The sequence below is a fragment of the Alphaproteobacteria bacterium genome, from assembly GCA_017308135.1.
Taxonomy (GTDB): domain Bacteria; phylum Pseudomonadota; class Alphaproteobacteria; order CACIAM-22H2; family CACIAM-22H2; genus Tagaea.
Genome location: JAFKFM010000010.1, coordinates 171509 through 196318, shown reverse-complemented (window position 1 = coordinate 196318; position 24810 = coordinate 171509). Strand labels below are relative to the sequence as shown.

At 65.7% G+C, this 24810-nt stretch carries 24 protein-coding genes; 8 read left to right on the top strand and 16 right to left on the bottom strand.

All coding sequences use genetic code 11. The annotated features are described in order from the left end of the window. Position 1: 1 nt before the first annotated feature. The 7 genes from J0H39_17805 to J0H39_17775 are packed head-to-tail and all read right to left on the bottom strand — an operon-like array spanning position 2 to position 7210. Complete coding sequence (locus J0H39_17805) at positions 2–862, bottom strand: TauD/TfdA family dioxygenase (protein ID MBN9498611.1); 861 nt, start codon at positions 860–862, stop codon at positions 2–4. After that, positions 859–1872 (bottom strand): isopenicillin N synthase family oxygenase, encoded by a 1014-nt coding sequence (locus J0H39_17800; GenBank protein MBN9498610.1) that lies wholly within the window; start codon positions 1870–1872, stop codon positions 859–861. The genes J0H39_17805 and J0H39_17800 overlap by 4 nt, the downstream gene beginning before the upstream one ends. 3 nt (positions 1873–1875) lie before the next feature. Then, complete coding sequence (locus J0H39_17795; GenBank protein MBN9498609.1) at positions 1876–3411, bottom strand: amidohydrolase family protein; 1536 nt, start codon at positions 3409–3411, stop codon at positions 1876–1878. Next, the gene (locus tag J0H39_17790) at positions 3408–4199 is read right to left on the bottom strand and encodes an ABC transporter permease (GenBank protein ID MBN9498608.1); all 792 of its coding nucleotides are present in this window, start codon (positions 4197–4199) and stop codon (positions 3408–3410) included. The genes J0H39_17795 and J0H39_17790 overlap by 4 nt, the downstream gene beginning before the upstream one ends. Continuing rightward, on the bottom strand, positions 4196–5038 hold the full coding sequence (locus J0H39_17785) for an ABC transporter permease (GenBank protein MBN9498607.1): 843 nt from the start codon (positions 5036–5038) through the stop codon (positions 4196–4198). Before J0H39_17785 ends, J0H39_17790 begins: the two co-directional genes overlap by 4 nt. 36 nt (positions 5039–5074) lie before the next feature. Further along, a complete protein-coding gene (locus J0H39_17780) occupies positions 5075–6124 on the bottom strand; it encodes an ABC transporter substrate-binding protein (protein ID MBN9498606.1) in 1050 nt (349 codons plus the stop codon). A 24-nt stretch (positions 6125–6148) separates the two neighbouring features. Next, entirely contained in the window at positions 6149–7210 is a 1062-nt protein-coding gene (locus tag J0H39_17775) for an isopenicillin N synthase family oxygenase (protein ID MBN9498605.1), read from the bottom strand. 192 nt (positions 7211–7402) lie between these two features. Here J0H39_17775 and J0H39_17770 point away from each other — a divergent pair, with 192 nt between their 5' ends. Both J0H39_17770 and J0H39_17765 read left to right on the top strand, forming a co-directional pair. Beyond that, the gene (locus tag J0H39_17770; protein ID MBN9498604.1) at positions 7403–8152 is read left to right on the top strand and encodes a GntR family transcriptional regulator; all 750 of its coding nucleotides are present in this window, start codon (positions 7403–7405) and stop codon (positions 8150–8152) included. Positions 8153–8172: 20 nt separating this feature from the next. Beyond that, a complete protein-coding gene (locus J0H39_17765; protein ID MBN9498603.1) occupies positions 8173–9261 on the top strand; it encodes an ABC transporter ATP-binding protein in 1089 nt (362 codons plus the stop codon). Here the strand turns inward: J0H39_17765 and J0H39_17760 are convergent. The 4 genes from J0H39_17760 to J0H39_17745 all read right to left on the bottom strand — a co-directional run bounded on the left by J0H39_17760 (position 9258) and on the right by J0H39_17745 (position 13025). Continuing rightward, the gene (locus tag J0H39_17760; protein ID MBN9498602.1) at positions 9258–9533 is read right to left on the bottom strand and encodes an ABC transporter ATP-binding protein; all 276 of its coding nucleotides are present in this window, start codon (positions 9531–9533) and stop codon (positions 9258–9260) included. The genes J0H39_17765 and J0H39_17760 overlap by 4 nt on opposite strands. Positions 9534–9772: 239 nt before the next feature. Beyond that, complete coding sequence (locus J0H39_17755; GenBank protein MBN9498601.1) at positions 9773–10537, bottom strand: glucosamine-6-phosphate deaminase; 765 nt, start codon at positions 10535–10537, stop codon at positions 9773–9775. A 1-nt stretch (position 10538) separates the two neighbouring features. Then, positions 10539–11669 carry an ROK family protein gene (locus J0H39_17750; GenBank protein MBN9498600.1) on the bottom strand — a complete coding sequence of 377 codons (1131 nt, stop codon included), beginning with the start codon at positions 11667–11669 and terminating at the stop codon, positions 10539–10541. Between the two features lie 63 nt (positions 11670–11732). After that, entirely contained in the window at positions 11733–13025 is a 1293-nt protein-coding gene (locus J0H39_17745) for an extracellular solute-binding protein (protein MBN9498599.1), read from the bottom strand. An 85-nt stretch (positions 13026–13110) separates the two neighbouring features. Between J0H39_17745 and J0H39_17740 the strand changes: the two genes are divergently transcribed. Next, positions 13111–13965 (top strand): MBL fold metallo-hydrolase, encoded by an 855-nt coding sequence (locus tag J0H39_17740; GenBank protein ID MBN9498598.1) that lies wholly within the window; start codon positions 13111–13113, stop codon positions 13963–13965. Between the two features lie 8 nt (positions 13966–13973). Here the strand turns inward: J0H39_17740 and J0H39_17735 are convergent, their stop codons facing one another. Beyond that, positions 13974–15176 (bottom strand): ROK family protein, encoded by a 1203-nt coding sequence (locus J0H39_17735; GenBank protein ID MBN9498597.1) that lies wholly within the window; start codon positions 15174–15176, stop codon positions 13974–13976. Between the two features lie 120 nt (positions 15177–15296). Here J0H39_17735 and J0H39_17730 point away from each other — a divergent pair, with 120 nt between their 5' ends. Genes J0H39_17730 through ugpC form a run of 4 tightly spaced genes read left to right on the top strand, consistent with a single transcriptional unit; the run spans position 15297 to position 19686 of the window. Further along, entirely contained in the window at positions 15297–16196 is a 900-nt protein-coding gene (locus J0H39_17730; protein ID MBN9498596.1) for a sugar ABC transporter permease, read from the top strand. Between the two features lie 14 nt (positions 16197–16210). Further along, positions 16211–17065, top strand: a complete 855-nt coding sequence (locus tag J0H39_17725; GenBank protein ID MBN9498595.1) for a carbohydrate ABC transporter permease — start codon at positions 16211–16213, stop codon at positions 17063–17065. A 2-nt stretch (positions 17066–17067) separates the two neighbouring features. Next, complete coding sequence (gene argH, locus J0H39_17720; GenBank protein MBN9498594.1) at positions 17068–18585, top strand: argininosuccinate lyase; 1518 nt, start codon at positions 17068–17070, stop codon at positions 18583–18585. Positions 18586–18588: 3 nt separating this feature from the next. Beyond that, positions 18589–19686, top strand: coding sequence for a sn-glycerol-3-phosphate ABC transporter ATP-binding protein UgpC (ugpC, locus tag J0H39_17715; GenBank protein ID MBN9498593.1), 1098 nt, complete (start codon positions 18589–18591; stop codon positions 19684–19686). A 400-nt stretch (positions 19687–20086) separates the two neighbouring features. Here the strand turns inward: ugpC and J0H39_17710 are convergent, their stop codons facing one another. The 4 genes from J0H39_17710 to J0H39_17695 form a co-directional block, all read right to left on the bottom strand. Beyond that, positions 20087–20590: a hypothetical protein gene (locus tag J0H39_17710; GenBank protein ID MBN9498592.1), complete on the bottom strand. Its 504-nt coding sequence runs from the start codon at positions 20588–20590 to the stop codon at positions 20087–20089. Positions 20591–20614: 24 nt separating this feature from the next. Next, positions 20615–21571 (bottom strand): hypothetical protein, encoded by a 957-nt coding sequence (locus tag J0H39_17705; GenBank protein ID MBN9498591.1) that lies wholly within the window; start codon positions 21569–21571, stop codon positions 20615–20617. Between the two features lie 34 nt (positions 21572–21605). Continuing rightward, a complete protein-coding gene (locus J0H39_17700; protein ID MBN9498590.1) occupies positions 21606–22124 on the bottom strand; it encodes a histidine phosphatase family protein in 519 nt (172 codons plus the stop codon). Positions 22125–22387: 263 nt separating this feature from the next. After that, complete coding sequence (locus tag J0H39_17695; GenBank protein ID MBN9498589.1) at positions 22388–23389, bottom strand: LacI family DNA-binding transcriptional regulator; 1002 nt, start codon at positions 23387–23389, stop codon at positions 22388–22390. A 103-nt stretch (positions 23390–23492) separates the two neighbouring features. Here J0H39_17695 and J0H39_17690 point away from each other — a divergent pair, with 103 nt between their 5' ends. Next, entirely contained in the window at positions 23493–24779 is a 1287-nt protein-coding gene (locus J0H39_17690) for an extracellular solute-binding protein (protein MBN9498588.1), read from the top strand. Positions 24780–24810 lie beyond the last annotated feature (31 nt).

Below are 24810 nucleotides of genomic sequence, written 5' to 3'. Positions count from 1 at the left end.
CCTAGCGCGACTGGGTCTGGGTGCGGATCAGCACGCGGCGCTGTTCGGGCGGATAGCCGCCGGCGGCGCGGTGCATCGAACAGCGATTGTCCCAGATCACGAAATCGCCGACCGACCAGTAATGCGCATACTGGAATTCCGGCCGCGTGTAGTGGTCGAAAACGCGTTTCAAAATCGCGTCGCCCGCTTCGATCGACATGCCCTTGATCTCGACCAGATTGCCGGGATCGGCGTAGATCGTCGGCCGCCCGCTTTCGGGGTGGATGGTCAGGATCGGGTGTTCCGCATCGACCATTTTCTTCTGCTGATCTTCGGTCAGCTTCATCGCCCCGGCGAATTTGCGCCCCGACCAGCGGAAGATGCCGGTCTTGCCGGCCAATGCACGGCGCAGATCGGCGGGCAGCATCGCAAAGGCGCGATAGCCGTCGGTAAAATCCGTCGCACCGCCGACCGACGGCATTTCAAGGGCGAGCAGCGCCGTCGTCTTGCCCGGACGCGGATCGTAGCTGCGATCCGTATGCCATTCGCGCGAGCGGTTATAGCCGAGCGGATCGGGCGCACCGTCGGGGCGGACATTCGTGATGTAGGAAACGCCCTTCACATCCGGATGGTGATACTGATTCAACACATGCTCGACGACTTCGCCGAAGCGGTTGGTGAAATCGTAGAACGCCTTCGGATCGGGCGGCTGGCCGGGAATGACCAGCACCGGCGTCTCCAGGAATTGTTCGTAGATCGCGTCGAACAACGCGTCGTCGACCTTGCCGATATCGACGCCCCGAATACGGGCGACGAAGCCATCGACGATCGGTTCGACGACGAACGGACGGCTCGACGTCGCCGGGGCTGCAAGGGCTGTCATGCGGGCACCTTTTTCATGGCACGGCGGGAAGCGAGCATGCGGTACAGCATGTGCTCGCCCGCCAGGACGGGGGGAAACTCCGGAATCTCGCCGGGCGCGAGACATGTCGGAACGCATTCGACCAACGCGTCGGCGTTGACCTTGAAGAAGTAACCCATCGATTGGCGCACGCTGCCCGCCTGCTCGGGCGGCGGATTGGTGACGCGATGGAGCGTCGCCTTCCAACGCCGATTGGTCCAACGCTCCAGCAGATCGCCGAGATTGATGGCGAGCGTGCCGTCGGGCGGGCGCACGTCTTCCCATTCGCCGTCGGGATTCATCACCTGCAACCCGCCGGGCGAGCGATCGGCCGCGAGAATGGTGAAGCCGCCGATATCGGTATGGGCGCCCTGGCGCAGCTGGCCGGGCTTTGGCGGGATCGCCTGGGCGGGGTAATAGCCCCAATTGGCGGTCGAGCCGTGATGGTCGATCTTGTCGGCGAACCAATTCTCCGGCAGCCCGACCGCGAGCGCCAAAACGCGACACATCGTGTCGGCGAGCTTCTCCATCTCGGCGTAAAACCGCTCGAACGTCGCGCGATAGCGGGCGGGCTCGGTCGGCCAGATATTCGCGTGCTCCGACCAATCGATGAAATCTTCGTCCTCGAAATCGGGCAAACGCAGGCGCACGGGCTTGCGCGGGGTCGTCGGGCCGGCGAGAAACTCTTCCTTCAGATCGCCGTGCTCGACCTTTTCGCGATAGGCGGCGGTGCGGCGCAGTTCCTTGGCGAAATAGCCGCGGAACACCTCGCGCGACGGGGCGGCGAAGGGAATCTTCTTCTCAAGCGGCAATTCGAAGAATTCGCGCGCGGTCGCGAAGCATTCCGGCAGCAAATCGTCGGGCAGACCATGCCCTTTGATCAGGAAAAAGCCGTTGGCCTCGCAAGCCGCTGCGACGATCTTCGCGACGTCGGCTTTGGCGACGGGATCGCCCGCGCGAAACGGCGTCAGATCGACGATCGGGAACGGCATGATTCAGACCTTTCGCAGGGCGGGTAAGCGATGCGCGCGCGGCAAGGGCGCGCCGAGACGCGGGCATTGCGGCACCCAGCGCCGATAATGCGCGTCGAGATAGGGGCGCAAGCGATCAGCCATCGCAGCGGCATCGGCGTTGCGTGCGCGTTTGGACTCGCGCGCCGACGCCGTGGCGAGCGCCTCGGCGCGTTCGAGTTCGGGCACCAGGAAAGCGCCGTCGCGATAGAGAATGCGCCCTTCGACCATCGTCAAACGCACGGCTTCGGCCGTCATGCGCTTGGCGAGAAGTTCGACGTCGCTGGGATCGGGATCGGCATGGACGCCGCGCAAGACGGCAAGATCGATGGCGACCAGATCGGCGCGCCAACCCTCGCGAATCTCGCCCGTTTGGGCGAAGCCGCCGGCCTTGGCGCCACCAACCGTCAACGCGCGCAGCCACGCGGCCCCATCGGGGGCCGGCGGCGCTTCCCAGCCGTCACCGCGCGCCAACGCCCAGACGAGCCGCGCCTCACGCCAGATATCCTCGCCGTCGTCGATCGAACGCCCGTCGGTGCCGATGGCGATCTCGATCCCGGCGGCGAGGTAATGCGCCGTCGGCGCCTGCCCGACCGAGAGATTGAGATTGGAGCCCGCACAGCGCACGAGTGTGGCACCCGCCTCGGCCGCGATCGCGACATCGTCTTCGTCCAACCACACGATATGCGCGAGCGATACGCGATCGTGGAGTGCCCCCAAACGGCGCAAGCGCGCCAACACGCCTTCGGGATAAAGCCGGTCGCAGGCGGCGCGCTGCGTCCAGCTTTCCAGGCAATGGTAATGCAGCATCACGCCGCGCTTGGCGGCATCCTGTGCCAGAGCCTCGAACGCCGCGTCGGACAGCCATTGCGGACCCGACGGCCCGTAACCGAGCGACAGGCGATCATGGCCGGACCATTCGGGCCAGAGCTTGTTCATCGCCGCGATCGTCGCTTCGGCATCGGGCGCATAAGGCGGCTTGCGGCGCGAAACGATCAGGACGCGCAGATCGTCCGGCAGCGAATGCTCGAACTCCGTTTCATCCGCTTCGGGATAGACGACATGCGCGCGGTCTTGCGCGCCAAGACAAACGAGGGCGCGCAAGCCCGCGTCGTCATAGGCGCGCAGCATCGCCCCCGCTTCCCCCGCCAGATCACCCGTACCGTAAGGCACGTTGCCGTGCACGCAGGCGGTGACACCCGACGCGATCATCCGCTTGGCGGCGAGCAAGGTCATCGCGTAGGGATCGAGGCGTCCGCGCCCAATACGCGCATGCAGCGAGGTTTCGAGCCGCTCGTCGGCGAAACCATGCTGGAAATTGGTGATGCCGCGCCCATGCTGATGCGCGTTGACCGCCCCCGGGATCAGCATTTGGCCAGGCAGTTCGATCGCCGCCCCCTGCCCGCGCGGCCTTATTGCGGCGATGCGCCCCGCTTCGACGGCGACCTCCAGCCCCGCCGCGGCGCGGCGTTGCTCCGGCAGAAGAACGAGTTCGGGCGCCAGGATCGTCGTATCGCTCACGACACATCCATCCGGCGCAAGCCGATCGCCCGATCGACGACGAGCAGCATCGTCACCGTCATCGCCAGCAGGATGGTCGAGATCGCCGCGATGGTGGGATCGGCGCCGGTCTCGAGATAGTTCAGCACCTGCACCGGCAGCGTGCGCGCCGTCACGTCGACCAGGAACAGCGAGATCGAGTAATTGTCGAACGAGGCGAGAAACGCGAAGGCGCCGCCGCTGACCACGGCCGGGGCGAGATTGGGCAGCATCACTTTGACGATCGCGCCCGGCCAAGTCGACCCCAGCGTGCGCGCGGCGTCGAGCATCGCGTAATCGAACAGATGCAGCGACGCCAGCAGCGTGCGCGTGATGTAAGGCGTGGTGATCGCGACATGGGCGAGGACGAGGCTGAGGGCAGCGTCGCGCAGATCGATCGTGCGGAAGGCTTGCAGGAAGGCGATGCCGAGCACGAGGCCCGGCAGCATCAACGGTGCGGTTAGCAAATTGGCGAGGATCGCGGCCCCCGGCACGGCACGGGTCGAAATCGCGATCGCCGCCGGCACCGCCAGCAGGACCGCGATCCCCGTCGCGACGCCCGCGATCCAGGCCGAGGTCGAGAGCGCTTCCCAGAAGCTCGTCTGTCGCCCGAGGCGCTGATACCAGCGCAGCGAGAAGCCGTCCCAGGGCAGATCGAAAATCGCCGAAGGCGAGAACGAAACAAGGGCCGTCACCACAATAGGTGCGAGCAAGAAGACCGCGACGACCGCGATCCAAACCCGGCCGAGACCGACGATGGCGGCGTTCATCGGGTACTCCCCGCCCGGCTGACGCGCGCGGCGAACAAAACCATGCCCGAACACATGGCCAGCAACACCAGCGCCAGCACGGTGCCCTTGGCGAGATCGTTGGTGACCAGAAACGCGTGCGCGATCGCCTTCGACAGCACCTTGTGCCGTTCGCCGATCAGCAGCGTGGGCATCACATAGGCCGACGCGACCAACGCAAACACCATCGCGAAACCGGCAAACACGCCCGGCAAGCTCAACGGCAGCGTGACGCGCAAGAAGCGATCGAATGGGCCGCTGCGCAACGTCGCGGCCGCGTCGCCCAAAGCCGGATCGATGCGCCGCAGCGCCGCGTAGATCGGCAGGATCATGAAGGGCAGCATCATATTCGCGGTGCCGAGATAGAGGCCCGGCACGGTGAACAACATGCGGATCGGCGCGTCGATGATGCCGAGCATTTGCAGCGTCTTGTTCACCACACCGGTCGTGCGGAACAGAATGGTGATGCCGAAGGTCTTGACGATCGCACTCGCGGTCAGCGGCAGCAGCGTGACGATCATGCCCACGGCCTGCGCCCAGCCCGGCAAGCGGATCAGCGCCAGCGCGAAGGGATAGGCGATAGCAAGACAGATCAGCGTGACCGACGTCGAATAGAGCAGCGTGTTGCCGATAACGCCGAGATAGTAAGGATCGCCCAGCACGTCGACGAAGGTGGCGATCGACGCCGCCTCGCCGCCGAACAATCCCGTGCCGAACAACCCCGAAACGATCAGGAAGACGACCGGCACGACGAAGCCGATCGTCATCCAGATCGCGGCGGGCAGCGCCAGCCAAATGCCGGGGGACGCGCGCACGGCCATGGGGTCAACCGCGCGCGCGTCCGTCTTGCGACGAGATCAAATCGCGATCTCCCGGTCGAAGCGCGCCATCCATGCGTTGCGATGTTGCGCGACGAAGCCCCAGTCGATGACCGTCAGCGTCTTGGGATCGGCGACACCCGGCGGCAGCGTCACCGACGGGTTGGTCGGCGAGTCGTAGAGCTTCTCCGCCCATACCGTCTGGAACGGGACGTCGAGGCATTCGTTGATGAACGCGTCGGCGAGTTCGGGCTGCGGCGCCTTGGCGATCTTGGCGATGCCCGACGGCATGGCGAAGGAGCCTTCCTTCGGATGGCCGAGATCGATCGGCGCCCCGTCGCGTTTGCGGAACAACGTGTAGGACGAGAACATCCCCGCCCCCAGCGTCGCCTCGCCGGTTTCGAGCAAATTCGCGACCTGCGCCGAACCGTTATAGACGAGCAGCAAATTCGGCTTGATCGTCGCGAGCTTCTTGAACGCGGCGTCGGTGTCGAATTGCGCTTCGGCGATCGGCTTGCCGGTTTCCAGATGCGCCGCCGCCGCCAGGATGAACGGAATCTGCGTGGCGCGCACCGACGGGATCATCACCTTCTTGGCGTAGGCGGGATCCCACAACGTCGCCCAGGACGGCGTGCCGTTGGGCGCGTCCTTGGTGTTGTAGGCGATCGACGCGCGCGGCCATTTATAGGACAACCACCAACCGTCGCGCACGATCGCGTTGGGAACGATCTTCGACATGTTGGGGACGTTGGCCGGGTTCAGCTTCTCGATCAGGCCTTCGTCCTGGGCGAGGATCATCACCGGATCGTCCATCAGCACGACCGAGAATTGCGGCCGATCCTTGACCGCCTGCATCTTCTTCAAGTTCTCGAGCGAGCTGGAGCCGTCGTATAGGACGCGGCAATCGTATTTCTTTTCGAAAGCCGGAAACACATGCTCGCGCATCACGTCGGTCTGGCCGGCGGGACCGCCGACGATCAGATCGCGACGGCGCGACTGGCCCAAGGCGGGTGCTGCGAGCGCGGCCGTACCGGCGGCGGCAAGGGTCAGAAATCGGCGGCGATCGGTACGAAGGATGGATCGGGTCATGGGGAGGAGCTCCGTCAACGTTGATCAGGCGGCGGCGTCGGTCTTCGGGCGGGTGCGCATCATCTTCGCGCGGATGTAATCGCCCGCTTTGACCGGCGGGTATTTCGCGGGATTGCCGGGGCCCGCGCAGTTCGGCAGGCAGGCGATCTCCGCATCGACATGCGGCTTCTGGAAAAAGCACAGCGAAAAACGCGGCGTGGTGCGCGCGATCTCGCGCGGCGGGTTGTCGACGCGATGCAGCGTCGAGACCCAGCGGTCGTTCGACCATTGCGCCATCAGATCGCCGAGATTGATCGCGACCGCACCTTCGGGCGCCTCGACGCCGCGCCATACGCCGTCGCGCCCGCGAATCTCGAGCCCGTGGGTCGAGCCGTCCTGCACGACCACGGTCAGCGACGTCGAATCCGTGTGGGCGGGAATGCGCATCTGGCCGGGCTCGGGCGCCACTTCCTGCGCCGGATAATGAACCCAGGTGCAGGTGCTGGCATGACCGTCGAAGAACGGTGCGAAGTAATCCTGCTTTAGGCCCAGCGCCATCGCGCAAGCGCCGTTGAGCGTGCGCGCCAGCTCATCGACCGCGCGATAGAATCCCTCGAAATTCTTGCGGAATCCGATGGGCGCGCCTTCCGGTTCGTCCGGCCAGATATTCGGCGCATACATCCCTTCGAAACCGGCAGGGGCCGGCTTACGATCCGGCGCGTCGAACTCGAGCGCCGAGATCATGAAGGCTTCCTTGTAGTCGGCGACCTTCGAACCTTCGGGCCCCGCCTCGCGATAGCGCGTGCCCATTTTCTCGTAGCCGCGGAATACGTCGGAGCGCTTGGGTGTGGCCGCCAGCTTCGTCGCCATGTCCTGCGCGAAATATTCCCGCGCGAGACCGAACGAGTCCTTGAACAGCGATTTCGGAATGCCGTGGCCGGTCACGACCATGAAGCCGATGTCGCGGCAGACTTCGTCGATACGCGCGGCGGTCGTCGCCATGCCCTTCGCGTCACCCGCCAAAAATGGCGCGATATCGATCAGCGGCAGCTGCACGAAACCCTCCGTCACGTTGCGTACAGGGGTGTTCAGCAACGCGCGTGCCATCGCGCGTCGGCCCCCGCAAATCGCCGTGATTTCGATTGAATCCCGGTTTCGCGCCGCCGGCCTTGTCCGGCCGCCGAAACCGCACTGGCCGCGCCGCAGGCATGTTGTCTACAAATTCACCAACTGTATACGATCTTGAAAATTGCAGACCGTTCGCGTATTTGGATTGCGAACAACGGGAGACGCTTTGCGATGGCCGAGACCGAGTTCGAATCCGACGCATCGGGATCTTTGCGCCCGGTCGCCGCGCGTATCGTGCGCGTCGTGATGGACGCCGTGCTCGATCGCGCTTTGCCGCCGGGGATCAAACTGGGCGAAGAAGGCATCGCGCGCCAATTCGACACCAGCCGCGCCACGGTGCGCGTGGCGTTGCAGCATCTGGCGCAGCTCGGCATCGTGACGATCGAGCCCAATCGCGGCGCGTTCCTGACGCGACCCAGCGCGCGCCTCGCCGCCGATCTCTATAGCGCGCGCCGCACGATCGAATCCCAGATCGTCGTCGATGCGGCGCAACACTGCACCGCCGCCGATATGCGCGACATGCTGGCCCATATCGACGCGCAGGAAGCCGCGGCGAAGGCGCGCGATAGCCGCGAGCTGGTGCGCTTGCGCGGCGATTTCCATTTGCTGATCGCGCGCGTGGGCGCCAATGCCGTGCTTTACGACATGCTGGCGCGCACGCTGCCGCGCTGCGCGTTGGTGCGCGCGCAAAGCGAGCACGATCCCTTCTCCGACCGGCCGGTCGAGGAGCATCGCCGCTTGGCGAGCCTCATCGCCAAGGGACAAGCCGACAAAGCCGTGGCGCTGATGCGCGCACATTTGACGATCAACGAGCGGCAATTGCGCTTCCCGGAGCCGGCCGAAGAATCGGCCGATATCATCGCGTTGCTGGCGCCTTATGCGCGCGCGCCGCAGGATAAAAAGCGCTACGGCGCGGCATAGGGTTTGCAGACATTCGGGGGATGAACGCTCTTTCCCCCCTTGCGCTCGCCGGCGAACTCAGCGTCCGCGCGCTCGAAAAATCCTTCGGCGCGGCGCGCGTGCTCGATGGCGTCGATCTCGACGTCGCGGCCGGCGAATTCGTGTCTCTGCTCGGCCCCTCGGGCTGCGGTAAAACTACGTTGCTGCGTATCGTCGCGGGCCTCGTCCTGCCCGATCGCGGTCGCGTGACCCTCGCGGGCGCCGACATCACCGACCTGCCCCCGCATAAACGCGATGTCGGCGTGGTGTTTCAAAACTACGCCTTGTTCCCGCATCTCGACGTGGCGGGCAACGTCGCTTACGGCTTGCGCGCGCAGCGCCGGCCGGAGGCGGAGATCAAACGCATCGTTGAGCGGATGCTCGCCCTCGTGCATCTTTCTGATTTCGCCGGAAGGTCGGTGCGCGGTCTGTCCGGCGGCCAGCAGCAACGCGTGGCGGTGGCGCGTGCACTCGCGGTCGAACCCAAATTGCTGTTGCTCGACGAGCCGTTCAGCGCGCTCGACCGCAAACTGCGCGAGGCGATGCAGATCGATCTACGCCGCCTGCTGCGCGACGTCGGCACGACCGCGATCTTCGTCACCCACGACCAGGACGAAGCGTTGGTCATGTCCGACCGTATCGCGGTGATGAACGAGGGCCGTTTCGAACAGATCGACGCGCCCGCCGCCCTCTACGACAAACCCAAGACGGCCTTCGCGCTCGATTTCGTCGGCCGCTCGACGCGGCTTTCGGGCAAGGTCGCGGCGGCCGCGAACGGCGCGCTGGAGATCGATACGGCGATCGGCCGCCTGCGCGCCCCCGGCAATTTCCTGCCCGGCTCGCCCGTCGTGGTCGGCATTCGGCCGGAGAAGATCGGCTTCCGGCCCGTCACCGGCCCAGCCAATGCAATACGCGCGCGCGTGTCGGAAATCGTCTTCCAAGGCTCGCTGCTGACCGTGCATTTCCGCACGGGCGACGGCGATCGCGTATTGCTCGAAGCGCCGCACGGCACCGCGACGCCCTTCGGCGTGGGCGAAGAAGCCACGCTGCATCTACGCGAAGCCGATACGCTGGTCTTCCCGGCGGCCTAACGTTTCGCGGTGGCTTCGATGCGGGGCACGGAGGCGGGCAAATCGCGCGTGTACTCGTGATGCGACGCAGTGAAAATCCGTTCCGGCAAGCCGGCTTCGACCAGACGGCCCAAATATATGACGCCGACTTCATGCGCGATTTGGCTCACGACCGCCAAGCCGTGGCGAATGAACAGATAGGTGAGCCGACGCTCGCGCTGAAGGTCGCGCAGCAGGTTCGAAGTCTGCGCTTGGACCGATATGTCGAGCGCCGAACTCGGCTCGTCGCACACCAAGGACTCCGGCTCGCAAATCAAAGCTCGTGCGATCGAGAAGTTCGTCCACGCGCCGGCACGGATCGAGGCTCGACGACGAACGATAAAGATACTCGTTTCCCTTTAACACCAAAGCCCGAAGCTGGCTTCCCAGGGCGGGCTTCTTCGTCTCTCGATCACGCTGACCGCCGCCTTCCGTAGCGAACCGGCCAAGTTCCTCGCCGGGCAAATGCGGGCGGACGAACTCGTCGTACCGATCACCGAGTAAAGCGAAACCCGTCAGTCGGACGTATCGAATCAAGCAACGCGCTTGCTTCCATATCCAAATGGAACGCAACGTCCGAATGACGCTGCAGGGCGCTGGCGGGACAATCCAAACGCGGCGGCGGCCGCAGGGCTTGAGCGACGGCCTCGGCCTTTCCGGCACCGTTCGCGATCAGAACGATCCGGCGCGCATCCAGGATCGTGCCAATTCCCATCGTAAGGCCGCGGCTCGGCGCCGGCACGGGCGAAAAATCTGCCGCCGCGCGCATGACGGTGTCGGCCGTCAGCGTCACGGCGCGCGTGCGCGAGTCATGCGGCGCGCCGGGCTCGTTATAAGCGATATGCCCGTTATGGCCGAGACCAAGTATCTGCAAATCGATCCCGCCCGAAGCGGCGATTCGCGCCTCGTAAACCGCCGCTTCCGCATCCAGATCCCGCGCCATGCCGTCGGGCATAAAGCAGCGCGCCGGATCGGCGTCGACCAAATCGAACAACGTTTCGCGCATGAAGCGCCGGAACGATTTTGGATGGTCTGCGGGCACGCCGACATGGTCGTCGAGATTGAAGATCGTCGCCCGCGCGAAAGACACAAGTCCCTCGCGATACATACGCGCCAGCGCCGCATTGAAGGGACGCATCGTTCCGCCGGTGGCGAGGCCGAGAACCAGATCGGGTTTCGCGCGCAGCGCGTCGGCGACTTGCCGCGCGGCGGTTTCCGCCGCTTCGATCGCGGTGGCGTGTTTGAAAATCGCGATCATGTCAAACCGCCATGCCGGCGCGCAAAGCCTCGGCGAGCGCGCAACTCGCCGCCCCCGCGATCGCAGCGCGCGCGCCAAGCGCGCTAACCGCGACTTTCGGGGCGAAAGGGTGTTCGGCGCCGATCCGCGAAAGCTGCGCCGCGATCTCCGGCTGCAAGCCGATGCCGCCCGCGAGCACGACGAGTTCGGGATCGACGATCGCGCGCACCGCGCTCAACGCCAAAAACAAAATCCGCGCGGCCTCGGCGATCGTCGATTTCGCGCGGGCGTCGCCCGCGCGCGCGCGCAAAAACAAACCCTCGACGTTTTCGACATCGTCTAATCCCCGCATGCGCGCGGCGCGCACAAGGCCGGCGCTGCCGATCGTGGTTTCCAGCGGCCCCAGCCGATAGTTCCCGGCATCGAACGGATCGGCGCCGATCGGCATATGCGCGATCTCGCCCGCGAAACCGGCGGCGCCGCGCACCAGCGCGCCGTTCAATACCAAGCCGAGCCCCACACCCGTGCCGAACGCGACCAGCGCGAAATTCGGAACGCCCCGCGCGGCGCCGGCCGCGTGTTCGCCCAGCGCCGCCATGTTGACGTCGTTCTCAATCCGGACGGGAATTCCCAAACGCTCGCGCAGCGCGCCGGCGACGTCGAACGCATCGAACCCCGCAATGTTCGGTGCCATCGCGATACGTCCGGTCCGGGGATGCGCCGCCCCCGGCGTGCCGACGGCGGCGGCGGCAATATTGGCGGCGGCCAGCCCCGCCTTCGCGCGCAACGCGTCGCACAACGTGCCGATCTGCGCGATGACGGCATGGCCGCCACGCCGATCGGTCGCTTCGACGGCCTCGTCCAGAATGCGGCCCGTCTCGTCGGCCAATGCGGCGTGAAGTTTGGTGCCGCCAAGGTCGATGGCAAATAAGCGCACGGCACGGTCCGTCCGACGCAATTCGCCGTTCGTCGTAGCCGTCGCGTAGCCAGCATGTGTCAGCGCCGCCGCTAGGGCGCGCAACTTGTCCGTTGTGGCGCCAGCGCGCGACACGAGCGCGTTGAGACCGATCGCATCGCCCGTCTTGCTGTCTTGAAGTGCGGCCCGCGCCAGATCGGGCACGAGCATATCGAAGTCGAAATGCGAAAAAGCCATAACAATACCGTCTACGAACAAGAGTGGGCCGGCCGCCCGAAGGCGGCCGGCCCGGACGCCGCCTCAGCTCTTGTAGTGGTCGTCGATCATCTTCTGCTCGGCTTCGCCCATCTGCCGGACGGCCGCCAGCGGGTCCTGGTTCTGCAGCAGGATGCGATCGAGCATGTCCTGGAACAGCTGACCTTGCGCTTCCTCGGCCACGAAATCCGTGGTGTGCGCGGTCTTCAACCCGGAGATCATCGGGCCCGTCAGCGGATCGGCGAGATTGGCGGGCGTGAGCGCCGAATCGCGCTTGGCCGGCAACTCGCCGGTCTTCTCGAACCACAATTGCATCGACGCGTCGTTGGTGACAAACGCGAGGAACTTCAGCGCGGCTTCCTTCTTGGCGCCGGTCGCGTTCGCGGCGAGACCGTTGACCCAGTAGGACGAGTAGTTGCCGCCCACGCCCTTATGCGTCGGCAGTTCGGCGACACCCCATTCGAAGCCGCGCGCGTTGCGGAAGGTGCCGAGGCGGAACGAGCCGTCGACATGCTGCGCCGCGCGGCCCGCCCGGAACGCCGCTTGGCTTTCCGACAGGAAACCCGCCTGCGCCACGCGATGCTTGCGCTGCAAATCGGTGTACCAGGCCATGGCCGCGGCACCCGCTTCGTTGGCGTATGTCACCTTCCGGAAATCGTCGGAATAAGGCTTGCCGCCGTGCTGGCGCACCAGCACTTCGCGCCACCAATGGTAATCCTGCGATGGGATGCCGATCGTGGCGCCGGCTTGGGTCAAGTTGCCGCTGCCGTCGCGCTTGGTCGACGCGAGCGCGAAGCGCACATATTCGTCCAGCGTGCCGGCCGGCTTGTCGCCGAGCCCGGATTCCTGCAGCAGTTTCTTATTGTAGAACATGCCGAGGCTGCGCACCGCCGTCGGCAACGCCCAATAGCCGTCGGATGTTTTCATCAGCTGCACGACGTCGAAATAGTCGCGATCGACGGTCGCGGGATTGAACATATCGGCCGGCAGCGGCTGGATCAGCTTCGCCTTGGCGTATTCGCGCATCCAGCCGAAGAACAGCTGCATCACCGTCGGGCCTTCGCCCGCGGGAACGGCCGCCGCCGTCTTCGTGCGATACTGCGCGTACGGGAAATGCGTATGCTTCACCTTCACGCCGGGATTGGCGGCTTCGAAGCGCTTGATCAACTCGTCCATCGCTTCGACGCGTTCTTTGAAGAAGTACTGCCAGTATTCGATCTCGACCGCTTGCGCGCGCAGCACGGCGGGTGCGGCGAGTGTGAACGCGGCGGCCGCACTGCCGAGCGCGAAGGCGCGGCGCGTCGGCGCCAATTCGAACTTGTTTCGATTATCGGTCATGCTTTTTCTCCCTGTTTGATGTAGGCGTGGATAGGTTCCGGCCGCGAGGCCGGATTTCGAAGCGTGCGCAAAAGGAACGACGGCGATGGTGCGACTTGAACTCGACGGATGGACCGCGTTGAGCTTGAACGATGTTTCCCCGGCACCGGCCGCGTGGAGCCACGCCTTTCCCGACAACGTGCCCGAGCCCGGCGATCAAGCGATGGCGCGCTACGCGCCCGACAATGTGTTTCGCACGCGCTTCACGGTCGTGGCGCTGCGCCGCGGCGACGACGTCGCATTGATCGACGCCGGCCTCGGGCCGGGACCGAGCGCCTATTTCGGCGGGCTGCAAGGCGGCCTCGATCGTCTGCTCGCCGCCAACGGCATCGCGCGCGAGGCCGTGACGTGCGTGATGCTGACGCATTTCCATCTCGACCATGTCGGCTGGGCCAGCATCGACGGCGAAGCCTGCTTTCCCAACGCGGTCTACGCCGCGCCGGAAGCCGAGCTTGCGCATTGGGCGAAGGCCGGCGCCGCCGCCGCCAAGGCGCATCACGTCGACGCGTTCGAGCGGCATGTGGCGCCCCTGCTCGCCCAAGGCCGGATCGCGGCGATCCAAGACGGCGGGTCGCCGCAAGGCTGGCCGGAGCTGAGCTACCGCGCCGCCTATGGCCACACGCCCGGCCACTCGGCCGTCGTGCTCGCCGCGCGTCGGAAGCTGGTCGTGGTGGGCGATAGCTGGCACAGCCCCGTGCAGATCGAACATCCCGAATGGTGCCACCGCGCCGACGCCGACAAGGCAGCGTCGATCCGCTCTCGCCGCGCATTGGCCGATTGGGCCGCCGCGAACGACGCGATCGTCGCCGCCGGACATTTTCCGCCCGGATTGGAGTTCGGGCGCATCGTCGTTGCGGCGGATGGCGCGCATCGCTTCCACGCCCTCGACGAGAAAATCTAGACGCCCCGTCACGACGCCATCTCCATCGCGCCGACGCGGCGTCGGGCGGCTTGCGGCTGGGGTGTGAGCGCATGGAACAGCGGCAGCGTCGCGCCGCCCAGCGCCGACACCACCCGCCCCGACCGGCCGAGCAGCAGCCGCGGATGGCGCCGCCCGGCGCGCGCGCTGACGCTCGGCAACAATTCGATCCGCGACAGCAACACCCGCAATTCGGCGGGCGGCAGCGAGCCGCCCAGCACGATCGCGTCGGGATCGAGCAGGTTTTCGATATTGGCGATGGCGACGCGCAACGCCGCGACCGCGCGATCGCGCCAGTGCGCGACCTTCGCGGCGTTCGCGACAAACAAAGCGTCCGCATCGACGTCGCCCGGCGCGCCCAGCGCGCGGCGCAAGGCGTCGAGCGACGCCACGGCTTCAAGTTCGACCACGTCGCCGGGCCGGTCGGGATCGGGCACGAGCATCCGCCCGACCTCGCCCGCATTGCCGAAGGCGCCCATCGCGGGATGGTCCTCGACGAACACGCCCGCGCCCACGCCTTCGCCGAGATAGAGATAGACGAAATGGCGAAGATCGCGCGCCGCACCGTCCAGATGTTCGCCGACGGCCGCCGCCGTCGCGTCGTTGCCGACGAAAACGGGCATGTCGAGCGCGGCGGCGAAATCCACGCGGAACGCCGAGCGCGACCATGCGGGCATGGCGAGCGCGTCGCGCGTCACGTTCTCGACGTCGCCGAACGGCCCCGGGATCACGATTCCCGCGCCGAGCACGCGCCGGCGATCGATCCCGGTCTTCGCGACCAGCCGGGCGATGCGCTTCTTGAGATGGGGCAACGCTTTCGCCGGCGTGTCGGTCGGGCATGGTTCGCTGATCTCGGCGCGCACATGGCCTTTCAAATCAGCGAGCACGATGTTGAGTCGGCCGGGTTCCACCTGAACCCCGACGGCGAATCCGCCTTCGGGATCGAGGGCGAGATCGATCGGCGGCTGGCCCCGCGCCGCGGGCCGGCGCCCGACTTCGCGCACCAGACCGTCTTCCATCAATTCGTCGACCAACAACGTGACCATTTGGGGCGACAAGCCGATCGCCGCCGCCAAATCGGCCCGGCTTGCCGCGTCGACGCGCCACAACGCATCGACGATCAAGCGGCGTTGATGACCGCGCCGGTCGAAGGGCGCCAGCCCCGACAAAAGTTCCAAACCCGATCCCGCCAAGCGATCCTCGCGATCACGGCGCCACGCGCGCGCCCTGGGAATTCCGCTTGCATGATGGCGAGGTCTTCATATTAAATCAATGGGACGGATTTAATCGCCGCAACAAGCGGCAGATGCGGGATGCGGATGGGCGATTTTCTGACGATCGAGCGCAAGCTCGCCATCCAGGCCTGGATATTCCTGGCGGTGCCGATCGTGTTTTTCGGCGTGATCCGCTTCTATCCCGCGTTCGAATCCTTCGCGATCGCGTTCACCGAATGGAATCTTCTGTCGCCGCCGCGCTATGCGGGGCTGTCGAATTTCAGCCGGATGCTGAACGATCCGGTGTTCTGGATCGCCTTCAAGAACACCTTCATCTATCTCGCGGTCGGCGCGCCCGTCAGCCTCGTGATCGCCTTCGTCGTCGCCTACTACCTCGATCAGGTGCGCTTTGCCCACGGGCTGATCCGTGCTTGCTATTTCATTCCCCATCTCACCTCGACCGTGGCGATGGCGTGGGTGTGGCGCTGGTTCTATCAGCCGCCGCCGGTCGGGCTGTTCAACAACCTGCTGAACGCCGTCGGCTTCGACACCCAGCCCTTCCTGCGCTCCACGTTCCAGGCCCTGCCCGCCGCCCTCGCCCCGGCGATCTGGGCGGGACTCGGCTTCCAGATCGTGCTGTTCATGGCCGGCTTGCGCGCCATCCCGTCGAGCTATTACGAAGCGGCGCGCATCGACGGTGCGGGCCGCTGGATGGTGCTGCGCGAAATCACGCTGCCGCTGCTGCGTCCCACGATCGTGTTCCTGGTCGTGATTTCGTCGATCGGGTTCCTGCGCATCTTCGACACGGTCTACAACATGACCGACAACGGCGCCGGCGGGCCGCTCAACAGCACCAAACCGCTGGTGCTGTATATCTACGAGACCGCCTTCCGGTCCTATCAGATGGGCTACGCGGCCGCGCAGACGATCATCCTGTTCCTGATCTTGCTGGTCATCAGCTTGATCCAGCTGCGCTTGATGCGCACGAGGACGGGCTGATGGCCGGCCCCACGATGTCGTTGTTCGACGCCGAACGCCCCTGGCGCGTGGCGTTGGCCGAACGCCCCGGATTGGTCGTCGCTTGGACGCTGCTGGCGATCGGCGCGATCGTGATGATGACGCCGCTCGCCTATATGATCGGCACGTCGTTCAAGGCGCCGCACGAGGTCTACGAGATCAACCTCATCCCGCACGAGCCGACTTTCGAAAACTACATCTTCATTTTCGAGAAAACGCGCTTCGGCCTGTGGTTCGTCAATTCGATCGTGACCAGCGCGCTGGTCACGATTTCGGTTCTCTTCTTCGACGCGCTGATCGGCTACACGTTGGCGAAGTTCGAGTTCCGCGGCCGCGAGTTCGTGTTCATCGCCATTCTCAGCACGTTGATGATCCCGACCGAAATGCTGATCGTGCCGTGGTACGTGATGGCCAAGAATTTCGGCTGGCTCAACAGCTATTGGGGCATCATGTTCCCCGGGCTGATGACCGGCTTCGGCGTGTTTTTGATGCGCCAATTCTTCATGGGCGTGCCCGACGACTACATCCACGCCGCGCGCATCGACGGCCTCAGCGAATTCAAGATCTGGTGGAAGGTCGCGCTGCCGCTGGTCACCCCCGCGCTGTCGGCGCTCGGCATTTTCACGTTCCTCGGCAATTGGACCGCATTTTTGTGGCCGCTGATCGTCACCAACGACCGCGCGCTTTACACGCTGCCCGTCGGGCTCGCCTCGTTCTCGGGCGAGAACCTCACCGACTGGGAACTCGTCATGGCGGGCGCCACGATCGCGACCTTGCCCACGCTCGTCGTCTTCATCGTTTTCCAGCGCTACATCATCCGCGGCGTCGTGCTGGCCGGACTGAAAGGTTGAACATGGCCGCTTTGCCCCCGAATTCGAAACCCGTCGAAGGCAGCGACGATCGCTTCCCCGCCCCCGCCTTCGCGCGCGCGGTGCTCGCCCCGGCGTTCGGGTTGAGCCAGGCCCATCATCTCGGCCATTTGATGACGATGCACCGCGCCCATGGCGTGATGCTGCACGAGCAAGGCCTGTTGAGCGCCGAGGACATCGCGAGCCTGTTGCGTGCACTGGCCGCCATCGAAGCCGATTTGGCGTCGCGCAAAGAACCCGTCGCCTATACCGGCGAGCACGAGGATCTGTTCTTCTATATCGAGCGCGAATTGGCGCGCCATGTCGGCGTCGATACGGCGGCGCGCCTGCATACCGGCCGCTCGCGCAACGATATCGATCACACGCTGTTCAAGATGGCGCTGAAGGAGCGGCTCGACGCGCTCGTCGCCCAATTGACCGGACTGATCGAAACACTGATCGAACGCTCGGTGCGCGACGCGCGCACGATCATCCTCGCCTATACCCATGGCCAACCGGCGCAGCCCTCGACCTATGGCCATTATTTGGGCGCGATCATCGAAACCTTGCTGCGCGACGCCGAACGTCTGGAGCAAGCGCGCCAAACCGCCGATCTTTGCACCATGGGTGCGGCCGCGATCACCACGACGGGCTTTCCGCTGAATCGCGCGCGCGTCGCCGAATTGCTCGGCTTCGCGGACATCCTGCCAAATTCCTATGGCTGCATCGCCTCGGCCGATTACACGTCGCAGGTCTACGCCGCGATCAAGCTGATGGCGCTCAATCTCGGCCGCTTCGCGCAGGATATGGCATTTTGGACGTCGTTCGAGGTCGGGCAATTGCGGTTCTCGGACGGCTTCGTCCAAATCAGCTCGATCATGCCGCAGAAACGCAACCCGGTGCCGGTCGAACATATGCGGCTGATGGCGTCGCTGACCGCCGGGCGCTGCGAAGCGGTGTTGACGGCGCTGCACAATACGCCCTTCACCGATATGAACGACAACGAGCACGAGGTGCACAGCCAAGGCTACGAAGCCTTCGCGATGGCCGCGCGCGTTCTCGACCTGATGCAAGGTGTCGCCGCCAGCGCCACGATCGACGAAGCCCGCGCGCGCGCCAATATCGCGCGCTCCTTCGCGACGATCACCGAGCTGGCCGACACGCTGGTGCGCGAAGAAGGCATTCCTTTCGGCCGCGCGCATCACGTTGCCGCCCAGCTCGCGCGCGCGATGAAGGAGAGCGGCGACGATCTCGGCAGCGTGCCCTATGCCATCTTCGCAGCCGCTTTCGCGGAGACTTGCGGCCGCGCACCGAAATTAAGCGAGGCGCGTTTCCGCGAAGCCGCATCGCCGGAGAACTTCATCGCCGTGCGCAAATTGCCCGGCGGCCCCGCCCCCGAAGCGCTGGCCGAAGCCGCGATCCGGCATCGCGCGGGTGCTAAACGCTTGCGCGATCGCTTGGCGGCCCATGCGGCGGCGGCCAAGGCCGCGCGCGACAAGCTCGCCGCGCGGAGCGGGGGCTGAGCGATGGCCAGCCTCGCCTTACAAGGATTGGTCAAGCGCTACGGCCAGACCGAGGTCGTTCACGGCATCGACCTCGACGTCGCCGATGGCGAATTCATCGTGCTGGTCGGGCCGTCGGGGTGCGGCAAGTCGACCACGCTGCGCATGATCGCGGGGCTGGAGAGCGTCACGGCGGGCACGCTGCGCATTGGCGACAAGGTGGTGAACAGGCTGGAGCCCAAGGATCGCGACATCGCGATGGTGTTCCAGAATTACGCGCTCTATCCGCATATGAGCGTGTTCAAGAATATCGCGTTCGGCCTGCTGGCGGCGAAGCGCCCGAAGGACGAGATCGAGACCAAGGTGAAGCGCGCGGCCGAGACGCTGGGCCTGACCGCCTATCTCGACCGCCGGCCGAGCGAGTTGTCCGGCGGCCAGCGTCAGCGCGTGGCGATGGGCCGCGCGATCGTGCGCGACCCGTCGGTGTTTCTGTTCGACGAGCCGCTCTCCAATCTCGATGCGCAGTTGCGCGGCCAGGTCCGCACCGAAATCAAACGCCTGCATCAAACGCTGCGCACGACCACGATCTATGTGACGCACGACCAGGTCGAGGCGATGACCCTCGCCGACCGGATCGTCATCATGCGCGACGGACGGATCGAACAGGTCGGCACGCCGCTGGATGTGTTCCATACGCCGGCTAGCATATTCGTCGCCGGCTTCATCGGCACGCCCACGATGAATTTCATGACCCTGCCGGTCGTTCGCGACGGCGCTACGTGTGCGCTGCGACTGGGCGACGGCGCCGTCATCCCCGTTTCGCCGACCGCCGCCGGAACGCGCGAGCGCGTCGTCGCGGGCATCCGGCCCGACGATCTGCGCGTCGAAATGGCCGGTCCGGGCGCCGCCTTGCGGCCGGACGAAGTGCGCTTCGAGGGAACCGTGATCATCGCCGAACCGCTGGGGTCCGCGACGCAGGTCACGTTGCGCGCCCATGGTCACGAACTGGTCGGCATGGCCGATGGCCGCCTTTTGCCGGCCAGCGGCGAGACCGTCGCCGTCACCGTCGACACAGCGCTCGCGCATTTCTTCGACCCCGAAGGCGCGCGCCTACGCGGCTGATTTCCGCTTACAAGGCACGCGGGCTGGCCGGACCGCGCGCGTTGGCCACGTAAATAGCCGAGGCCCGAAGCTGGTTGCCCAGGGCGGGCTTCTTCGTCACGCGTGATGGTGGTCGACGTAGCGGGTTCGTTTCCCGTGACGCATCGCCTCGCGTCCAGCGCCCCAGACCGAGTAAAATTCGGTTATTTCAATATCGTTTAATGACGAATCGAGGCGTTGGAGGTCTTTCGAGAAAAATGTGAGCGTCTAACGCTTTCTAGCTAACACTCGGCATTGAGCGGTTCCTTCGAGGACGCATGCCCTCCGCGATAGGCGTAAAGGCTATATTGATTCCGCCCTTCGACACTCAGACCGCTTGTTCCAATCCCCTGCGGCGCGTCATGCCCAAGGCGATCTGACGTCACGACGCGATCAGCGTCGATGGCTCGATCGTCTTGAAGAATCCGTCGACATTGCGCCCGTCGCTCGCCAGCGGCAGGATCAGCCGCACGTAGCGGAAGCGCTTGCCCTCGATCGTCACGTAGTCGCGCCGCGCGAGGCTGGGCTCGCGCGTCGTCGCCGCGCGTTCCAGCCCGGCATAGACGATTTGCGCGTCCTCGTCGTTGAAATAGCCGCGCAGATTCCGTCCGACCGTCTCGAAATCCGCGCGCTCGCCGACATAGTTGCCGACCATGCGTACCCGCGCGTCGCGCCGCTCGGGCAGATAATCGAGCAGCATCGTATAAGGCTTGACCGCCGCCGGGACGTCTTCAGCAGGCAGCGCCGCCGGCAACTCGCCGTCGCGACAGGCCTGCCGCCAGAGTCTGACGCATTCGGCGAGGGCCGGATACGATCCCAGTTCGGCGAGATCGAGATCGCGATGCCGATCCTCCGGGATCGGCGCCATGGAGATCGTGTCGGTCATGGGAACTCGCTTTGCATCGGCGGCTCAAGCGTCGAAGGCGTGATGGCCGGGACGCGCCGCCGGCGGCGTCCATTCGAAATCGGCTGATTTGAATTTGCCGTAGCGCCGGATCGCCATCGTCGCGATCTTCTCGAGCCCGAGCGCCGACGCACCGTCGGGCCGCGCGGTCTCCGCGTTCCACAGCGCCACGAGCGGCTCTATATCCAAGGCGAAGGCGCGCAACGACGCGACGATCGGATTGAGCCGGCGGCGGAACGCGGGCACCGCCCGGCAGGCGGCGCGCAGATCGGCGGCCTGCGCATCGGCACGCATGGCGAAATCGGACGCCCACAATGCGGGGGCCCGCAGCGCCACGGCACCCGCGCGCGTGGTTTCCGACACCGAGCGCATGCCGCGTTCCGCCCCCGCTTTCGCGAGCCCGCCGAGCACGCGCTGCGCCGCGACGACGGCACGGCACAGCCATTCGACCCGCGCGACGTCGCGCGTCAACTCGGCCATCGCGGCGGCATCGGGCGCCGCCCCCGCCGCGTTCGCGCGGACGGCGCGCGCCAGATCGCGCAGCATCTCCGCCGGATCGTCGCAACCCGCGAATGGCGAAGCCCCCAATGCGCGGCCCAGTTTCAGCGCGGCGCGGCACAGATATGGCGGTCGCGGCGTCCAAGACGGCGTCGCGTCGCGCGTTTCCGACGGAATCGGATCGCCGGGCGCGATCGCCCGGCTGAATCGCAGCGCCGCCTCGACACTATTCAACAGATCGAGATCGGGGTGACGATCTGGGATCGCGTAATTCGCCGCGACTTGGCGCAGCGGCACGGCCGCGCGCACCCCGCCGAGATCGAAGGTCAATGTCGGCAGGCGGTCGTCGTCGCGCACGAACTTCAAATCCGGGCGCGTCAGCGCCGGATGCGTGAAGTCGAAGCGCGCCGGGGTCGCGCGCATCGGCATCGCCGCGGGTTCGATGATGGCTTCGTTCGTGCCCATAGCGAGATCGATACGCCGGTCCCGTATCGCCGGATCATTCGATCCGGATCCGACCCACCGGACGCAGGCCGCCCGTATTCACCGTCACGACCACGCCTTCCGCCGAGGCCGGCGAAACGCCCGTCAAAGCGGCGATATTCACTTGATGCGTCACGACGACGAGCGCCCCCGGACCGCGCCATTCCTCCAACACGCGCAAGGCTGCGGCAGTTTGGCGCAGACGTTCCTCGCGCCGATCGAAGAAAGAGTCGAATGCCGGTTCTTGGACCGGACGCCCCGGAAAGGCGAGCGCTGCCGTATCGACCGCGCGGCACCAGCGCGACGTCAATACGCGGCCGACTTGGATTTCACGCGCGGCGAATTCCCGCCCGATGGCGCGCGCCTGATCGCGTCCGGCCGCGTCGAGATTGCGTTGTGTCGTACAATCGCCGATCCGCATGCCGGGTGGATCGCCCACGCCGGGCGCGTTCGCATGGCGGAACAGCACGATCGCACCCGCACGAAGGGCGCACCACGGATCGTCATCGGCGAAAGACGGCGGCGTTAGGGCCATTCCGGCCGCACCGAGAAGAACGACGCGCCGCGGGACGCATGATCCCATGCGCCTACTCCTTCACGCGCGGGGCCGCACGCCCGTCGTCGACGCCGCCGCCGCCGATAGGAAGTTTGCCGGGCATTCCAAATTCCGTATCCGATATCGGGACAGCGGAAACTGGATCGCCGCTGCGGGAAATCAAGCCGCGACATCGCCCCGCAATCGCGAGCGCGATGTCGGATACCGCTGCTATTTGCCGCAAGACGCTGGCTTTACCCGCATTAAGCGGCGCCGCGCTCGACGAACTCATAAGCGAGAAGTTCGGCGCGCGGCGTATCGCCGCGCCAGAGTTCGCCGAGAACGCCGACGATCGCCTCGCCAAAGCCGCGATAGGGCACGCGCACCGAGGCGAGCCACGGCGCGACCCAGTCGTTCAGCGGGTTATCGTCGAAGCCGATCAGCCGCACGTCGCGCGGCACGGAAAGTTTCGCTTCCCGCAACCGGCGCTGCACGCCGTAGGCGATCAGGTCGGACGCGCAGAAGATTCCTTTCGGCGGCGGTCCCGACAATAGCGCCGCCGCGCCCTCATAGCCGATCTCGAGATGGTCGACGCCCGGGGCCGTCGCGGAATCCCCCGGCGCAAGTTCCCGGCCGAGCTTCGCGAGTTCCCGCTTGAAGCCGGCGACACGGTCGGCCGTGGCCGAGGACGATAGCGGACCATGGACGAGCGTCAGCCTCCCCTTCGGCACGGCCCGCGCCAAGGCCCGCGCCACGTCCCGTCCCGCAGCGCGATTGTCGATGCCCACGAAAGCCGCTTTGCCCGGGATGGGACAGCGGCGATTGACGAACAGCGTGGGGATCGGCCCCGTCAGCGCCGCGCGCAGACCATCGCTCGCGACGGCGGCGAGCAGCACGTAGGCACGCACGGCCTGGGCCCGCATCTCGAGCAGATATTCGTCCTGCAGATCGGCGCGATCATGCGTATCGCACAGCACCATCGCGAGTCCGGCATCGCGCAGCGCCGTCTCGATCGATGCGGCGATCGCCGCCATCGTCGGGTTGGCGAGATTGGCCGCGAATACCGCGACCAACCGGCTATGCCCCTTACGCAGCGCTTGGCCCGCACCGGTCGGCCGGTAGCCGGTCTCGGCGATGGCTTTGCGCACGCGTTCGACCGTCTCGGGCGACGCCTTTTTCGCGATGCCGTTGACGATCCGCGACACCGTCGCGATCGACACGCCCGCGCGCTTGGCGACGTCGCCGATGGAGACGTTACGCGTCATTTTTTCTCCCGCTTGAGAATCCGAGCGCCTGGACGTATACTGCATGGGTAAACGTTTTCCCATTCCGATCTAATTTCGGGAAACGGACAAAAGGGAGGAACCCATGCGTCTCGCGCAATTCCTGGGCGCCGCGGCCGTCGCGGCCACCGCCGCCCTGGCCGGGCCCGGCGCCGTCAAGGCCCAGCAGCTCGTCATCTGGCACGATCTCGGCGACAATGGCGTGGCGTGGTTCGAGCGCGCGGGCGCCGAATTCGCCAAAACCAAGCCCGGCGTCAGCGTCCGCTCGATCTCCTATCCGACCGATCAATGGTTCGGCCGGGTGATCTCGGCGATCAACACCAATACCGCGCCCGATCTGATCTTCAACAATTACGAGCGCGTCATCCGCATCCAGACCCAGACCAAGAAGGTCATGGATCTGCGCGCCACGTTGAACCAAGTCGCCGACAAAGGCTTCTTGAGCGAAGACGATCTGCGCGTCGCGACCTTCGACAACGCCATGATCATCCTGCCCATCCAGCGCGTGCAGATGGCCTTCGGCATGCGCCAAAGCTGGCTGACGAAGACCGGCGAAACGTTCCCGCAAACCTGGGACGACGTGAAGCGCATCGCGGCGAAGTTCCGCGACAACGATCCGGACGGCAACGGCCGCTCCGATACGTTCGGCCTCGCGTTGCAGGCCGCCAAGCCGCGCGACCTGGTCCATATGCTGGATCTGTTCACGTTCGGCTCGGGCTTGCGTCACACGCTGATCGATCCGCAAGGCCAGATCACGATCGACCGCCCCGAACACGCCCAAGTGCTGGAGGAGTTCCTCAAGACTTACTCCCAGTACAAATTCGTGGCGCCCGACACGATCAACCACTCGTTCAATGAGATGTATCAAGTCATTCTCGGCGGACGCGGCGGCATGTTCCGCGTCGGCGATTGGAACGTGCGCGGCTGGGACGGCGCCAACGCGCTGAACGGCGATTTCGTATCGGGCCCCTGGCCCGCTTTCGGCGGCCGACCCAACTCGGTCGTGATCGGCGGCATGCGCGGCGTGGCAGTGCCCGACAATTCCCCCAACAAGGCGCTCGCGCTGGAGTTCGCGAAGTTCCTGCTGGGCAAGGAAGCGCAGCAGGCCTCGCTCGAATTGGTCGGCGCGGCGGTGCGTAAGGATCTGAACGTCGATGCGTTGTCGCCGCGCCAGCAATTCTTCGCCCGCGCCAACCACCGCCTCGCCGCCTATGATTTCCCGGAATCGGTCCACACCTTCTATCCGGAACTCGAAGCGGCCTTCCATCGCAAGCTGCTGGCCGGCATCGCCAACCCGCCGGCCGATTGGAAGCCCTTCATCGCCGAAACGGCACGCGAGATGCGCGAGCTCGCCGCCAAGCTGAAAAACTGATCCAATCGTCGAGGACCGGCCGGCGGGATCG